The organism is Pseudomonas sp. MUP55 (genome assembly GCF_034043515.1).
Classification (GTDB): domain Bacteria; phylum Pseudomonadota; class Gammaproteobacteria; order Pseudomonadales; family Pseudomonadaceae; genus Aquipseudomonas.
Window position 1 is genome coordinate 4742599 of sequence record NZ_CP138214.1, and the last position, 15626, is coordinate 4758224.

The following is a 15626-nucleotide window of genomic DNA, read 5'->3' on the forward strand; positions in this document are numbered from 1 at the left end:
GCTCCCGATAGCGGTGGGTCAGTCCTATCAACAGTGACTGACACTCCGCCATCGGGGGCAAGCCCCCTCCCACATGTGTATTGCAGTGTCTGGATCTAACGCGGTTCGATATGCGCAATCATCAGCTGCACCGTTTCATTGCCGCGATACTCGTTCACATCCAGCTTGTAGGCCAATTCCACCCAGCGCACCGTCGGGTTCGGCCAGATTTCGCGGTCTACGCCAAACGCGATGCCATCGAGCTTCACTGACCCGCATTCGCTCTTGAGCACCACCTTCAGGTGCCGTTCACCCACCACCCGCTGCTCCACCAACTGGAACACGCCGTGAAACAACGGCTCGGGAAAGTGCTGACCCCAGGGGCCGGCATGGCGCAGTGCGCGGGCCAGTTCCAGGTGGAACTCTTCCACCGCGAGGGTGCCGTCGGTGAGCAGGCGACCGGTGAGGTCTTCCTCGCGCAGTTGCCGACGCACTTCGGCATCAAAGGCTTGGGCAAACAAGGGGAAATTCGCTTCGGGCAGTGTCAGCCCCGCCGCCATCGCGTGCCCACCGTACTTGGCGATCAGGTTGGGGTGCTGGCTGGCGACCACCGCCAGCGCGTCACGGATGTGAAAGCCTTGTACCGAACGCCCGGAGCCCTTGAGCAGGCCATCACCGGCATCGGCAAACGCGATGGTGGGACGGAAATAGCGCTCTTTCATGCGCGACGCCAGGATCCCGATCACCCCTTGGTGCCACTCCGGGTCGAACAGGCACAAGCCGAACGGCATCGACTCCACCGGCAAATCCTTGAGTTGCGCCAGGGCCTCGCGCTGCATGCCTTGTTCGATGGACTTGCGGTCCTGGTTCATGCCGTCCAGTTGCGCAGCCATTTCCCGCGCCGCGGCGATGTCCGAGGTGAGCAGGCATTCGATGCCCAGGCTCATATCGTCCAGGCGTCCGGCGGCATTGAGCCGTGGGCCGAGGATGAAGCCAAGGTCGGTGGAGGTGATGCGGGCGTGGTCGCGCTTGGCCACTTCCAGGATCGCCTTGATCCCCGGGCGCGCACGGCCGGCGCGGATACGTTCCAGCCCCTGATGCACCAGGATGCGGTTGTTGGCGTCCAGCGGCACCACGTCGGCGACGCTGCCCAGGGCCACCAGGTCGAGCAGCTCGCCAATGTTCGGCTGCGGGCTGCTGTCGTACCAGCCCAGGCTGCGCAAGCGCGCACGCAGGGCCATCAACACGTAGAAGATCACGCCCACGCCGGCCAGCGCCTTGCTGGGGAATTCGCAGCCTGGTTGGTTCGGATTGACGATCGCATCCGCCGCCGGCAGTTCATCGCCCGGCAAGTGGTGATCGGTGACCAATACCTTCAGCCCCGCCGCCTTCGCCGCGGCCACGCCCTCGACGCTGGAGATACCGTTGTCCACGGTGATCAGCAACTGCGGCTCGCGCTGCAGCGCCACCGCGACGATCTCCGGCGTCAGGCCGTAGCCATACTCGAAACGGTTGGGCACCAGGTAATCGACATGGGCGGCACCGAGCAAACGCAGGCCCAAAGTGCCGACGGTGCTGGCAGTGGCGCCGTCGGCATCGAAGTCACCGACGATCAGGATACGCTGACGCTGCTCCAGCGCCGTCACCAGCAGGTCGACGGCGGCATCGATGCCCTTGAGCTGCTGATAGGGGATCAAGCGCGCCAGGCTCTTGTCCAGTTCAGCTTGCGATTGCACCCCGCGTGCGGCGTAGAGACGGGTCAGCAGCGGCGGCAATTCACCGAGAAATGGCAGGACGGCGGGCAAGGGACGGGGATCAATACGCATACGGTGGGGATAACTTCTCACTGATACAACGGTTGAACGACAATTCAAAACGCTATGAAGATCAAATGTGGGAGGGGGCTTGCTCCCGATAGCGGTGGGCCAGTCACACCATCATTGGCTGACACTCAGCTATCGGGAGCAAGCCCCCGCCCACAGATTCAATCACGCCCGCCCACCAGCCATTGCAGTTGCACTTCATGCTGGCCACGGTCGTCGGTGACGAAGATCGTGCCTTCGCTGATCATCACATCCCACTTGATCACGCGAGGCATGTCCTTGGCCAGGGTCTCGAGGATCTCCTGGGGCACGGCGGCGATGTGGACGTTTTTCAGGTTGTTGGCCACCGGCACAACCTTGCCTTCCCACACGCGCAGGCTGCCATAGGCCAGCAGGCTGGTGCGTTCGGTACGGCGCGAACACCAGGTCAGACGGTCTGCATCCGGCTGGCCGACTTCGATCCAGTGCAACACCCGATCATCCAGGCTCTTTTCCCACAGGGCCGGCTCGTCGACGTCCGACAAGCCACGGCCGAACGCCAATTGCTCGTTGTACCAGAGGGCGTAGGCCAGCAGGCGCACGGTCATGCGTTCTTCGGTTTCCGAAGGGTGGCGGGCGATAGTCTGTTTGACGCTCTCGTACACCGAACGGTCGAGGTCGGTGAGGTTGAGTTCGAATTTGTAGGTCGTGGACGGCTGGGCCATGAACGGGCTTCTAAAGACAAGGAAAGGCGGCCAGTCTAACCGATGGCGAGGCCATTGAACGAATACTGCGCGGCATCCCCCTTATCCCTGGGACGGCGGCCTGTGTTAAAAGGCAACACCACTGCCCCATGCATGTAAGGATTCCCATGTCGCCCAACGCCAAACCGCTTGCAGGCCTGAAAGTCATCGAACTCGGCACGTTGATCGCCGGCCCGTTTGCCTCGCGGATCTGCGCGGAGTTCGGCGCCGAGGTGATAAAGGTCGAATCCCCCGACGGCGGCGACCCATTGCGCAAATGGCGCAAGCTGTACGAAGGCACCTCGCTGTGGTGGTTCGTGCAGGCGCGGAACAAGCAGTCGCTGACCCTCAACCTCAAGCACCCCGAGGGCCTTGCGATCCTCAAGCAGTTATTGGCCAACGCCGACATCCTGATCGAAAACTTCCGCCCCGGCGTGCTGGAAAAGCTCGGCCTGAGCTGGGAAACCCTGCACGCACTCAACCCCCGCCTGGTGATGGTGCGCCTCTCGGGCTTCGGCCAGACCGGGCCGATGAAAGACCAGCCGGGCTTTGGCGCGGTGGGCGAGTCCATGGGCGGCTTGCGCTACATCACCGGCTTTGAAGATCGCCCGCCCGTGCGCACCGGGATTTCCATCGGAGACTCGATTGCGGCGTTGTGGGCGGTGATCGGCGCGCTGATGGCGCTGCGTCATCGCGAGGTCAACGGTGGCCTGGGCCAGGTGGTGGATGTGGCGCTGTACGAAGCCATCTTTGCCATGATGGAAAGCATGATCCCCGAGTTCGACGTGTTCGGCTTTATTCGCGAACGTACCGGCAACATCATGCCCGGTATTACCCCCTCCTCGATTCACACCAGCGCGGACGGCAAACACGTGCAGATCGGCGCCAACGGCGATGCGATCTTCAAGCGCTTCATGGCCGCCATCGGCCGCGACGACCTGGCGAGCGACCCGGCGCTGGCCAGCAATGATGGGCGTGACAGCCGCCGCGACGAGCTCTACGGGGTGATCGACCGCTGGGTCAGCGGCCTGCCGCTGGAGCAGGTCATGGCGCAACTGAACGCGGCCCAAGTGCCCGCCAGCCGCATCTACAGTGCCGAAGACATGCTGGGTGACCCGCAATTTTTGGCCAGGGAGATGTTCCTCAGCGCCCGGTTACCGGGCGGCAAGGATTTTAAAATGCCGGGCATCGTGCCCAAACTGTCGGACACGCCAGGCAGTTGTGAATGGGTGGGGCCGCAGTTGGGCGAGCACAACACTGTGGTGCTCAGCGCCCTGGGTTATGACGCGCCAGCCATCGCCCGCTTGCGTGCGGACGGCGCGATCTGAGGGCGTGTCGCGCCAAATTCCAGGCAAAAAGAAACCCCGAGGAGTGGGGAGACAACTCGGGGTTAAACGTGATCTACAAAGACCAGTACAACAAGCCACAAACACCGGAGCACAATGTTTGCTCTTGCTGTTAAAACCTCTGACAGAGCGAAATGTAGGAAGGTTCCGAAGAAAAATAATTCTTCACGCCAGCGCGCCGCTGCGTGTCCGGGCAGCGTTGCGCAAGGCGGCGGTGACCGAGGGTTCCACGCGCCCTTCGGCGATTTTAATGTCGCGAAGCAGGCAATCCACCACATCCACCAACGCGCGTTTGTCGGTCAGTTGCGCGCGGTCGAAGTCGCGCTCCACCACAATGGCGCCACCGGGGTTCTTCACGGAAACCAGGCACTCGCCCTGCACACCAGCAGGCGTCAGCGAAACTTGATAAGGGCTCAGCGCTTCGCTGAGCAATAGATTGATACTTTCCATCTCGATCACCACTCAATCATTCGAAAAAGGTTCGAAAAACAAAAACGTCACGAAGGTGCTGACATTCAAGTGACCTGTGCTCAAAGCAGAAAGTTCGACCTTTTATGTAGGAAGCCGCCTGAGTCGATCAAGCATGCACGGCAAAGATGACAGAGAGAAAACATGCGCTGACAGGCTAGAATCCCTGGATTATCCCGGGAGCCTGCCTTGAAAGCCGCGTTTGAACCGCCATTGCGCGTCGTGCTTGCCGACGACCACCCGATCTTCCTGATTGGTTTGCGCGCTGTGCTCGAGCGTGACGAGCACGTGCGCATCGTCGGTGAAGCCAACTCGCCGCAGGCCCTTAACGCGTTGCTGCAACACTGCGCCTGCGACGTGCTGGTGACCGACTTCATGATGCCGGCCGAACCCCAGGCCGACGGCCTGCGCTTGATCGAGCACCTGCGCCGGCACCATCCGGACCTGCCCATCGTGGTGGTGACCATGCTCAATAACGCCGGTTTGTTTCATTCGATCCTGGCCTTGGGCGTCATGGGCCTGCTGAGCAAGGCCAGCCTGGCCGATGAGTTGCCGCAGGCCATCCGCCAGGCGCTGAGCCTGGCCGGACAAGCCAGCGGCGATGGCGCGCACGCCCAGGAACCGCTGTCACCGCGCGAACTGGAAGTGATTCGCCTGCTGGCGGGCGGCATGACGGTGGGCGAGATCGCCGCACACCTGCATCGCAGCAAGCAGACCGTCAGTGCGCAAAAGGTCAGCGCCATGCGCAAGCTGGGCCTGGGCAACGACGCTGCGCTGTTTATCTACGTACAGGAACACGGGCTGGCGTAGCCTGGAAGGCGAGCCATCGGCGAAGCGCCTCGGGGTCCATGGGCGGCGCGATGAAACAACCCTGCAGCCAGGCCGCGCCGAGTTCGCTCACGGCATGATAGTCAGCCGCGCTTTCTACACCGGTAACCACCACCGCGACGTTCAGGCGAGCAGCCATGCTCATGGCACCCGCCACCACGGCCGCCCTGCGATCGTCATTGGCCATGCCGCTGGCAAACGCTGGGGGGATTTTCAGTTCGGTAAAGGGCAGCTCCAGCAGCTGTTGCAGGCTGGTGCCGCCCAGGCCGAAGTCGCCAATGGACAGCTGGCACCCCAGCATGCGCAGGCGCAACAAGCCGGTGAGATGAACGCTGTCGGCTTTGAGGCGTGAAGCTTCCACCAGCTCCAGGGTCAGGCTGTGGGCCGGCACCCGATGCAGTTGCAGCAGGCCTTGCAACACTTCAGGAAAGTGCGCGCGCTCCAGCATCCGCGCGGGGATATTCACCGCCACCGGCAACGCCTGTCCCGTCTCGCCCATGACCTGGCCAGCCAGTCCGAGGGTTTGCTCCAGCACATGCCAGGTAAAGGCTTCTTCCATGCCGGCAAATTCCAGCACGGGTAGAAAGTCGTCGGGCAGCAGCGGTTCACCGGCCGGCAATTGCCAGCAGGCCAACGCCTCTACACCTTGCAAGGCTCCCGCCTGATCGACGATGGGCTGGTACCAGACCCTGCCACACCGCGCGATGGTGTCCTGGCTGACGTCCGCCGAGGGCGGCAACGGCTCGCTGTCGCTCACGCCCAGCAAGTCGCGTACGCGCCCCCAGGACAGCGCCGTCGGCCCCGGGCGCAGCAGCGCCTGGCAATCGGTCAGGATCTGCCCGATCAGCGCTGCCGAAGCGGGCTTGGGCAGGCATGCCAGCACGTGCAGACCCAACTGCCGCGCCATGTTCGCGACGCCTTGCAGTACGTCAGGCTCAGCGTTACTGAGCAAAACCAGCACCTGAGTCAGGCGGCGTTCGGCCAATTCGCGGATCAATTCCAGACAGTCGCCCTGCTCCAGGTACAGATCACACAGCGCGATATCCACCGGGCCCTTGCTGCCCAGGGATTGGCGCGCCGTGTCGACGTTTTCGGCGGTCAACACATTGAACACGCCGTTGGCATTGAGCATCTGGTGCAGGGCCATCAGTCGAAACGGGTTGTCTTCGAGGATCAGGACATTGAGAGATCGCATGGGCCTTGGAGTCGGTGCTGGGAAGAGTCCGGCAGCATAGTCAACTACCACAATGGGTCACATAGGACGTGTCCTAAATGTGCCCATCCAGATAAGGCTGCAAATCGCGCCGGAACAGTTTGAAGGGCAGGCTGACGGCAGCCAGGCTGGCAGGCACCTGGGCAAGCAGCAGTGCGCACACCAGTCTCGCTATCCATTGAATCAAAACATGCACCGATTGGGTCCTTGGCTGGCGGGGATCGCCCCAGCAAGTATGGCTCGCCAGAATGAGAAAGCGACGGGCTTGGTCTATTGCAAAAGCGCTACCTGGCTGCGGCTGCCCGAGCAGCGAATGCCTCGGGCAGCCTGTGTCGATCAGAGCGGTTTGCCGCGATTGCCATGCTGGCTGACAAACGCCTGCACCGTCTTCAGATCGTTGGCCAACACCGTGCAACGCTCTTCGCGCTCGAACAGATCAGCCAGGTGCTCCGGCAGTTGCAGGGCCTTGCCCACGCCAGCCTTTTCCACCGCTTCGGGGAATTTGACCGGGTGCGCCGTACCCAGGATCACCATCGGGATATCCAGGCTGCGACGGCACTCGCGGGCGGCCTTCACACCAATGGCGGTGTGCGGGTCGAGCAGCTCGCCGGTCTGGGCATACACCTCAGCAATGGTTTCGCAGGTCTGCGCGTCGTCCACCGCCAGGGAGTCGAACAGCTTGCGGGTTTCGGTCCAGCGCTCTTGCTCCACGCTGAAGCCGCCCCCTTGCTTGAAGCTGTTCATCAGTTCGGCCAGCGCCGCGCCGTTGCGACCGTGCATGTCGAACAGCAGGCGTTCGAAGTTCGACGAGACCATGATGTCCATCGACGGCGACAGCGTGGCGTGCAGGGTTTCCTTGACGTACTGGTTGCCGCTCATGAAGCGGTGCAGGATGTCGTTGCGGTTGGTCGCGACAATCAACTGGTTGATCGGCAGGCCCATGTTGCGCGCCAGGTAGCCGGCGAAGATGTCGCCGAAGTTGCCGGTCGGCACCGAGAACGACACCGAACGCGCCGGGCCGCCCAACTGCAGGGACGCGTGGAAGTAGTAGACGATCTGGGCCATGATCCGCGCCCAGTTGATCGAGTTCACCGCCACCAGGCGCGTGCCCTTGAGGAAGCTCTGGTCGGCGAAGCTGTTCTTGACCATTTCCTGGCAGTCATCGAAGTTGCCTTCGATGGCGATGTTGTGGATGTTCTCACCGAACAGGGTGGTCATCTGGCGACGCTGCACCTCCGACACACGCTTGTGCGGGTGCAGGATGAAGATGTCGACGTTTTCGCAGTGCTTGCACCCTTCGATGGCCGCCGAGCCGGTATCGCCGGACGTAGCGCCGATGATCACCACGCGCTCGCCGCGCTTCTCCAGCACGTAGTCCAGCAGGCGGCCGAGCAGTTGCAGGGCAAAGTCCTTGAACGCCAGGGTCGGGCCGTGGAACAGCTCAAGCACCCACTCGTTGCCGTTCAACTGGCGCAGCGGAGCAATGGCGCTGTGGGAGAACACGCCGTAGGTTTCTTCCAGGATCTTTTTGAAGTCCGCGTCCGGGATGCTGCCGGTGACGAACGGGCGCATCACCCGGAACGCCAGCTCGTGGTACGGCAGGCCGGCCCAGGAAGCGATTTCCTCCTGGGTGAAGCGTGGCAGGTTTTCCGGCACGTACAGGCCGCCGTCGGTGGCAAGGCCTGCCAGCAGAACGTCTTCGAAATTCAGGGCCGGTGCCTGGCCGCGGGTGCTGATGTAACGCATAGGGGCAAACCTTCGGTTTGAGCTGCAAGCTTTAAGCTACAAGCTGCAAGTGAGAGCAGATCTGCTTTTACTTGTAGCTTGTAGCTTGGCGCTTGTCGCTTAATTAATTTAGATGTTCGACACGAATGCGAACGACCGGGCCAACTACGCCCTGCAGGGCTTCCAGGGCGGCGATCGCATCGTTGATATGCTGCTCAAGCACGCGGTGGGTCAGCAGGATCATCGGCACCTGGCCGTTCTGCTCCTCGACTTCCTTCTGCATGATCGATTCGATGTTGATCCCGCGCTCGGACAGGATGCTGGCCACCTGGGCCAACACGCCCGGATGATCCTGGGCCTGGATGCGCAGGTAGTAGGCGCTTTCGCAGGCTTCGATCGGCAGGATCGGGTGCGCCGACAGCGAGTCCGGCTGGAAGGCCAGGTGCGGCACGCGGTTTTCCGGGTCGCTGGTCATGGCGCGAACCACGTCCACCAGGTCGGCGATCACCGAGGAAGCGGTCGGCTCCATGCCGGCACCGGCGCCGTAGAACAGGGTGGAACCGGCGGCGTCACCGTTTACCATCACCGCGTTCATCACGCCATTGACGTTGGCGATCAGGCGGTCGGCCGGGATCAGCGTCGGGTGCACGCGCAGCTCGATACCGGCCGGGGTGCTGCGCGCCACGCCGAGGTGCTTGATGCGGTAGCCCAGGGCTTCAGCGTAGTTCACGTCGGCGGTGGTCAGCTTGGTGATGCCTTCGGTGTAGGCCTTGTCGAACTGCAGCGGGATACCAAAGGCGATGGACGCCAGAATGGTCAGCTTGTGAGCCGCGTCGATGCCTTCCACGTCGAAGGTCGGGTCGGCTTCGGCATAACCCAGGGCCTGGGCTTCGGCCAGCACGTCTTCGAACGTACGGCCCTTTTCGCGCATTTCGGTGAGAATGAAGTTACCGGTGCCGTTGATGATGCCGGCCACCCAATTGATGCGGTTGGCGGACAGGCCTTCACGAATCGCCTTGATCACCGGGATACCGCCGGCCACCGCCGCTTCGAACGCCACGATCACGCCCTTCTCACGCGCCTTGGCGAAGATCTCGTTGCCGTGCACGGCGATCAGCGCCTTGTTGGCGGTGACCACATGCTTGCCGTTCTCGATGGCCATGAGCACCAGCTCACGGGCCACGGTGTAGCCGCCTACCAGCTCGATGACAATATCGATTTCAGGGTTGGTGGCCACGGCGAACACATCGTTGGTAATCGTAATACCGGTCGTTTCGAACTGAGGCTTTGGCGAACGCGTGGCAATTTGCGCCACTTCAATTTCGCGCCCTGCACGGCGGGAAATTTCTTCAGCGTTACGCTGAAGTACGTTGAAGGTGCCGCCACCGACGGTCCCTAACCCACAGATGCCTACTTTGACCGGTTTCACTGAAGAACTCCCCATGAAACGGCCGACTCAAGGTCGGCCGTGGAACACAGCCGCACAACGGCGGCTCTCAATTAATGACCCGCCGACGGTTCGGCGGGTCATGCTCGTCAAAGGCTCGACGATTAATGCTTACTTGGCACCCAGTGCCAGTTTGGCAACTTGTGGCGCCGGCTGGTAGCCCGGAATCACTTGGCCGTCGGCCAAAACGATAGCCGGTGTACCGTTCACGCCGATGGACTGGCCCAGGGCGAACTGCTTGGAAACCGGGTTGGCGCATTTGGCCGCCTTGATTTCCTTGCCGTCGACCATCTTGTCCATGGCCGCTTTCTTGTCGGCCGAGCACCACACTGCCTGCAACTGCTCGTCACCCGGCGAGCCCAGGCCCTGACGCGGGAACGCCACGTAGCGTACTTCCACGCCCAGCTTGTTCAGCGCAGGCACTTCGGCGTGCAGCTTGTGGCAGTACGGGCAGGTGGTGTCGGTGAATACGGTGATGTGGGTCTTGGTTTCGCCGATGGCCGGGTACACCACGGTTTCAGCCACCGGAATGCCGTTGATCAGCTTGGACACGCCCAGGCGTTCGGCTTTCTCGGTCAGGTTGACCGGCTTGCCGTCCTTCAACTGGAACAGGTAGCCCTGAACGATGTACTGGCCGTCGGCGCTTGCGTACAGCACGCGGCTGCCCTTGAGCTTGACTTCATACAGGCCGGCCATGGGGCTGGCGCTGATGCTTTCGATAGGCGTGTCGAGCTGCAGATTGACCAGGCTCTTGCGAATGGCCTGCTCGGCCGCATCATCGGCGACGACAAAGGTGGAAACCAACGCAATGGCTGCGGCGGCAATAATCTGGGTCAAGCGCATGGGAACTCCTGAAGGCAGATACAGGGACGGGTGCAGGTACGCCGATTGGAAACTGGGAGTGTGACCGTCGCCTTTGAACCGGCAAAGCCTACCACAGTTGGGCCGCAGGGCAGCCCGTAGCCGGGTAAATTGGGATTTTTCAGCCGCGCGGATGGTGCCTGGCGTGCATATCCTGCAAGCGCGCCCGTGCCACGTGGGTGTAAATCTGGGTGGTGGACAAGTCACTGTGCCCCAGCAACATCTGCACCACACGCAAATCCGCGCCGTGGTTGAGCAAGTGCGTGGCGAATGCATGGCGCAGGGTGTGAGGCGACAGTGTCTTGCCGATCCCGGCCACCTTGGCCTGGTGCTTGATGCGGTGCCAGAAGGTCTGCCGGGTCATCTGCTCACCGCGCAGGCTGGGAAACAGCACATCACTGGGACGGCCACCGAGCAGTTCGTGGCGCGCATCACGCATGTAACGCTCGACCCACACAATCGCCTCCTCCCCCATCGGCACCAGGCGCTCCTTGCTGCCCTTGCCCATCACCCGCAGCACGCCCTGACGCAGGTTGACCTGCTCCAGGGTCAGGCTGATCAACTCGGTCACTCGCAATCCGCAGGCATACAGCACTTCCAGCATGGCGCGATCACGCTGGCCGATGGCTTCGCTCAGGTCGGGCGCGGCGAGCAAGGCATCCACGTCGGCTTCCGACAGGGATTTGGGCAGTGGCCGCCCCAGCTGGGGCATGTCGATTTGCAGGGTGGGGTCGACCGCGATGAGTTTTTCCCGCAGCAGGTAGCGATAAAAGCCACGCACGCCGGAGAGAAAGCGCGCCGTGGAACGCGGTTTGTAGTTCTGCTCCAGGCGCCAGGCCAGGTGATCGAGGATCAGCTCCCGACCAGCATTGATCAGCTCGAGGTTTTTTTCCTGCAACCAACCATTGAACAGCGCCAAGTCGCTGCGATAGGCATGGCGGGTGTTATCTGACAGGCCCTTTTCCAACCAGAGGGCGTCAAGGAAGCGGTCGATCAGGGGGTGGTCAATGGCGGGCATAGAGGCTCAGGCGATTGAAGGTGGTGTGCGATGGATGCTATCGCAGGTAAGCCAGCGTCCACAGGGACAATGCGTCCCAATGTGGGAGCTGGCCTTGCCTGCGATGACCACAACTCGGTTTCAGATCAATCGACAAACCCAGGCAGCACTGGCACCGGGCGCTTGTCGGGGTCGATTGCGACAAAGCTGAACACGCCCTGGATCGCCCGCTCACGGCCATCGGCGCTCATGCTTTCCACAAACACTTCCACTTCTACCTTGAGGCTGGTGTTACCGACTTTGATCACGCGACCGATCAACTCAACGATGGAACCGGCCGGGATCGCGTGATTGAAGTCGATGCGGTCGGTGGAGACCGTCACCAGCGGCAATCGGCAGAAGCGCGTGGCGGTGATGAACGACACTTCGTCCATCCACGCCAGCGCTGTGCCGCCGAACAAGGTGTTGTGGTGGTTGGTGGTCGGCGGGAACACGGCCTTGGTCACGTGAGTCACGGACAAGTCGGTGCGGCGCTGGATTTCTTCGAGGCGGGTGGTCATGGACAAATACCGGGGATTGGGCAAATTTCAGGCACAAAAAAGCAGCCCGTAGGCTGCTTTTTTCTGCATCGGGAAGCTGGACTTAAGCCAGTTTTTCCTTGATGCGAGCTGCTTTACCGGACAGGTCACGCAGGTAGTACAGCTTGGCTTTGCGTACGTCACCGCGACGTTTCACAGCCATGCTGTCGATTTGCGGGCTGTAGGTCTGGAAAGTACGCTCTACGCCAACACCGTTGGAGATTTTACGAACAGTGAAAGCACTGTTCACACCACGGTTACGCTTGGCGATTACCACGCCTTCGAACGCTTGCAGACGCGAACGGTCGCCTTCCTTCACTTTCACCTGAACGACAATGGTGTCGCCCGGGGCAAAGGTAGGGATCTCTTTGGTCATCTGCTCTGCTTCGAGTGCAAGGATGATTTTGTTAGTCATGCTGTGCTCCTAAGGTAAGTCAATGGACCTACCATCGATACGTTGTTAACTATCGTCCCGCGCGAGGATGTATTCCTCGAGCAGCTTCTTCTCTTCTCCAGAAAGCGAGCGGCTTTCCAGAAGATCGGCGCGTCGTTCATAGGTCCGACCAAGGGACTGCTGTAAACGCCAACGCCGGATGTGTGCGTGATTGCCACTTAGCAATACGTCGGGAACACGCTGATCCGCATACACCTCCGGACGGGTGTAGTGCGGGCAATCCAGCAAACCATCCGTGAAGGAATCTTCCTCCGCAGAGTCCGCATGCCCTAAAGCTCCAGGCAGCAGTCGTGTAACCGCATCTATCAGGACCATCGCCGGCAGCTCGCCGCCAGACAGGACATAGTCCCCAATCGACCACTCTTCATCGACATGAGCTTCAATAAAACGCTCGTCAATGCCTTCATAGCGACCGGCAATCAGGATAAGTGCTTCCTCATTCGCCAGTTCGCGTACCGCAGCCTGTTTCAGCTGACGGCCTTGAGGGGACAGGTAAATTACCTTCGCCTTCTCCCCGGCGGCTGCCTTGGCCTCAACCAACGCGTCTTCCAGGGGCTTGATCTTCATCACCATGCCCGGGCCACCGCCAAATGGGCGATCGTCCACAGTGTGATGTCGATCCGTCGTGTAGTCTCGCGGGTTCCAACAGGTGAGCTGCAACAGCCCCTGTTTCACCGCCCGACTGGTGATGCCGTACTCGCTGATGGCGGAAAACATCTCGGGAAACAAACTGATCACTTCAATGCGCAAATTAGCCACGCTTAGAAGTCCGCGTCCCATTCCACCTTCATCTCGCCCGCTGCCAGGTCGACGGCCAACACGCACTGCCCGGTATAGGGCAACAGGCGTTCGCGATCATCCAGGCTGCCAGCGCAAGGCTTGACCACCATTACATCATTGGCGCCGGTTTCCAGAAGATGATCGATTTTCCCGAGCAATTGCCCCAGTTGATCAATAACCTTCAGACCTTCCAGCTGGTACCAGTAGTACTCGCCGTCGGTCAATTCAGGGAACAGGTTGCGCGGCACGCAGATCTCATAACCAGCCAGAAGACGAGCTTCTTCACGATCATCAAGACCCTTGAGCTTCGCGACCAGGAACTTGTCGCTCCCGCGTCCACTGACCAGCTCGACCTGTTTCACGCTACCTTCGCGCTTGAGCGTCCAGGTTTTGTACTGCAACAGGTTTTCAGTCGGATCAGTAAAGGAATACACCTTCACTTCGCCGCGAACGCCATGAACAGAATAAATCTTGCCGATAACGATCAAATCATCAGCAACAGTCGGCGTCGCGTTCATATTGCTCAGGCTGCGGCCTTAGCCGAGTCCTTCAACAACTTGGCAACACGCTCAGAAGGCTGTGCACCAACGCTCAGCCAGTAGGCTACGCGCTCTTGGTTCACGGACAGGCGGACTTCTTGACCACGAGCGATCGGGTTGAAGAAGCCAACTTGTTCCTTGTGAGAGCCGTCACGTGGGTTGCGGCTGTCAGTTACGGTCAAGTGGTAAAACGGGCGCTTTTTGGAGCCGCCAAGGGCAAGACGGATTGTTAGCATGTGAACATCGTTCCTGTAGTCGGTGCTGCAAATCTAAATGCACAGCGGGCATAGGTGCCCGAAAGGCCGCATATTCTAAGGAATATCCGGACTTTTGCAAATGTCTTTTTCTGGCGCCTATCAGCGTGCCATTCAGATCTGCTATAGAGCCGTCGGTTAAAACGGCAGGTCAGCGCCCGCCAACGGCGGGTTTGCTGGAGATCCCACATCCCTGTGGGTCGGAGCGCAAGCTGGGCTTGCGCTCGAATACTTTACATTTTCGGCATGCCGCCGCCGGGCAACATACCGCCCATGCCGCGCATCATCTTGGCCATACCGCCCTTGGCGGAGAATTTCTTCATCATCTTCTGCATCTGCTTGTGCTGCTTGATCAAGCGACCGATGTCCTGCACCTGGGTGCCGGAACCCATGGCGATCCGGCGCTTGCGCGAACCGCTGATCAGCTCAGGGTCGCGGCGCTCGGCCGGGGTCATGGAGTTGATGATGGCTTCCATCTGCTTGAACTGCTTCTCTGCCGCGCCCTGGGCGTTGCCCATTTGCGCCAGGTTCACACCGCCGATGTTCGGCAGCTTGTCCATCAAGCCGCCGAGGCCGCCCATGTTCTTCATCTGCTGCAGCTGGTCACGGAAGTCTTCGAGGTCGAAGCCCTTGCCCTTCTTCAGCTTTTTGGCCAGCTTGTCGGCCTTGTCTTTATCGAGCGTGGCTTCGGCCTGCTCGATCAGGCTGAGCACGTCGCCCATGCCGAGGATGCGCGAGGCGATACGCTCCGGGTGGAACGGCTCGAGCGCTTCGCTCTTCTCGCCCATACCGATGAACTTGATCGGCTTGCCGGTGATGGCACGTACCGACAGCGCGGCACCGCCACGGGCGTCGCCGTCGACCTTGGTCAGGATCACGCCGGTCAGCGGCAGCGCATCACCGAAGGCCTTGGCGGTATTCGCCGCGTCCTGACCGGTCATGGCGTCGACCACGAACAGCGTCTCTACCGGGTTGATCGCGGCATGCAGCGCCTTGATCTCGCCCATCATCTCTTCATCGATGTGCAGGCGACCGGCGGTATCGACGATGACCACGTCGATGAATTTCAGCTTGGCTTCTTTAATAGCCGCGTTGGCGATATCGACCGGCTTCTGGCTCAGGTCCGACGGGAAGAAGGTCACGCCCACTTCGCCGGCGAGCATTTCCAGCTGCTTGATAGCGGCCGGACGGTAGACGTCGGCCGAGACCACCATCACCGACTTCTTCTTGCGCTCTTTAAGGAAGCGCGCCAGTTTGCCCGCGGTGGTGGTCTTACCCGCACCTTGCAGACCGGCCATCAGCACGACGGCCGGCGGCACGGCGCTCAGGTTCAGGTCTTCGTTGGCCGCGCCCATCAGGCTTTCGAGCTCGGCCTGGACGATCTTCACGAACGCCTGGCCCGGGGTCAGGCTGCGCGACACTTCAGTGCCGACCGCACGTTCCTTGACCGAATTGACGAAGTCCTTCACCACCGGCAAAGCCACGTCGGCTTCCAGCAACGCCATGCGCACTTCACGCAGGGTGTCTTTAATATTGTCCTCGGTCAGCTTGGCCTTGCCGGTTACGTGGCGCAGCGTCTGCGAGAGACGGTCAGTCAAGTTTTCAAACATGC

17 protein-coding genes are annotated in these 15626 nt (G+C 61.0%); 2 read left to right on the forward strand and 15 right to left on the reverse strand.

Going from position 1 to position 15626, the window contains the following annotated elements; all coding sequences use genetic code 11:
• Window positions 1-95: 95 nt before the first annotated feature.
• Both recJ and SC318_RS21365 read right to left on the reverse strand, forming a co-directional pair.
• Complete coding sequence (gene recJ, locus SC318_RS21360) at window positions 96-1805, reverse strand: single-stranded-DNA-specific exonuclease RecJ (RefSeq protein WP_320428357.1); 1710 nt, start codon at window positions 1803-1805, stop codon at window positions 96-98.
• A gap of 158 nt (window positions 1806-1963) precedes the next feature.
• Complete coding sequence (locus SC318_RS21365; protein WP_306494476.1) at window positions 1964-2506, reverse strand: YaeQ family protein; 543 nt, start codon at window positions 2504-2506, stop codon at window positions 1964-1966.
• 146 nt (window positions 2507-2652) lie between these two features.
• Between SC318_RS21365 and SC318_RS21370 the strand changes: the two genes are divergently transcribed.
• Window positions 2653-3852 carry a CaiB/BaiF CoA transferase family protein gene (locus tag SC318_RS21370; RefSeq protein ID WP_320428358.1) on the forward strand — a complete coding sequence of 400 codons (1200 nt, stop codon included), beginning with the start codon at window positions 2653-2655 and terminating at the stop codon, window positions 3850-3852.
• A 183-nt stretch (window positions 3853-4035) separates the two neighbouring features.
• Here SC318_RS21370 and SC318_RS21375 read toward each other — a convergent pair whose 3' ends face one another.
• The gene (locus tag SC318_RS21375; protein WP_320428359.1) at window positions 4036-4320 is read right to left on the reverse strand and encodes a DUF3509 domain-containing protein; all 285 of its coding nucleotides are present in this window, start codon (window positions 4318-4320) and stop codon (window positions 4036-4038) included.
• A 207-nt stretch (window positions 4321-4527) separates the two neighbouring features.
• Here SC318_RS21375 and SC318_RS21380 point away from each other — a divergent pair, with 207 nt between their 5' ends.
• Complete coding sequence (locus SC318_RS21380; RefSeq protein WP_320428360.1) at window positions 4528-5148, forward strand: response regulator; 621 nt, start codon at window positions 4528-4530, stop codon at window positions 5146-5148.
• Here SC318_RS21380 and SC318_RS21385 read toward each other — a convergent pair.
• The 12 genes from SC318_RS21385 to ffh all read right to left on the reverse strand — a co-directional run bounded on the left by SC318_RS21385 (window position 5117) and on the right by ffh (window position 15624).
• A complete protein-coding gene (locus SC318_RS21385) occupies window positions 5117-6361 on the reverse strand; it encodes an EAL domain-containing response regulator (protein ID WP_320428361.1) in 1245 nt (414 codons plus the stop codon). The two genes, SC318_RS21380 and SC318_RS21385, sit on opposite strands and share 32 nt — an antisense overlap.
• 73 nt (window positions 6362-6434) lie before the next feature.
• Window positions 6435-6575, reverse strand: coding sequence for a hypothetical protein (locus SC318_RS21390; RefSeq protein ID WP_320428362.1), 141 nt, complete (start codon window positions 6573-6575; stop codon window positions 6435-6437).
• Between the two features lie 140 nt (window positions 6576-6715).
• The gene (gene thrC, locus SC318_RS21395; RefSeq protein ID WP_124388059.1) at window positions 6716-8125 is read right to left on the reverse strand and encodes a threonine synthase; all 1410 of its coding nucleotides are present in this window, start codon (window positions 8123-8125) and stop codon (window positions 6716-6718) included.
• Window positions 8126-8228: 103 nt separating this feature from the next.
• A complete protein-coding gene (locus SC318_RS21400) occupies window positions 8229-9533 on the reverse strand; it encodes a homoserine dehydrogenase (protein WP_320428363.1) in 1305 nt (434 codons plus the stop codon).
• A 129-nt stretch (window positions 9534-9662) separates the two neighbouring features.
• Window positions 9663-10394, reverse strand: a complete 732-nt coding sequence (locus SC318_RS21405) for a thioredoxin fold domain-containing protein (protein WP_320428364.1) — start codon at window positions 10392-10394, stop codon at window positions 9663-9665.
• A gap of 139 nt (window positions 10395-10533) precedes the next feature.
• Window positions 10534-11430 (reverse strand): site-specific tyrosine recombinase XerD, encoded by an 897-nt coding sequence (xerD, locus tag SC318_RS21410; protein ID WP_320428365.1) that lies wholly within the window; start codon window positions 11428-11430, stop codon window positions 10534-10536.
• Between the two features lie 125 nt (window positions 11431-11555).
• The gene (locus SC318_RS21415; RefSeq protein WP_320428366.1) at window positions 11556-11969 is read right to left on the reverse strand and encodes an acyl-CoA thioesterase; all 414 of its coding nucleotides are present in this window, start codon (window positions 11967-11969) and stop codon (window positions 11556-11558) included.
• An 82-nt stretch (window positions 11970-12051) separates the two neighbouring features.
• Window positions 12052-12402, reverse strand: coding sequence for a 50S ribosomal protein L19 (rplS, locus tag SC318_RS21420; RefSeq protein ID WP_003175895.1), 351 nt, complete (start codon window positions 12400-12402; stop codon window positions 12052-12054).
• 45 nt (window positions 12403-12447) lie between these two features.
• Complete coding sequence (gene trmD / locus SC318_RS21425) at window positions 12448-13221, reverse strand: tRNA (guanosine(37)-N1)-methyltransferase TrmD (protein ID WP_177343966.1); 774 nt, start codon at window positions 13219-13221, stop codon at window positions 12448-12450.
• Entirely contained in the window at window positions 13203-13739 is a 537-nt protein-coding gene (gene rimM / locus SC318_RS21430; protein WP_057723919.1) for a ribosome maturation factor RimM, read from the reverse strand. The genes trmD and rimM overlap by 19 nt, the downstream gene beginning before the upstream one ends.
• Before the next feature lie 5 nt (window positions 13740-13744).
• Window positions 13745-13996, reverse strand: a complete 252-nt coding sequence (gene rpsP, locus SC318_RS21435) for a 30S ribosomal protein S16 (RefSeq protein WP_003238923.1) — start codon at window positions 13994-13996, stop codon at window positions 13745-13747.
• 251 nt (window positions 13997-14247) lie between these two features.
• Window positions 14248-15624 carry a signal recognition particle protein gene (ffh, locus tag SC318_RS21440; protein WP_003193965.1) on the reverse strand — a complete coding sequence of 459 codons (1377 nt, stop codon included), beginning with the start codon at window positions 15622-15624 and terminating at the stop codon, window positions 14248-14250.
• Window positions 15625-15626: the final 2 nt, after the last annotated feature.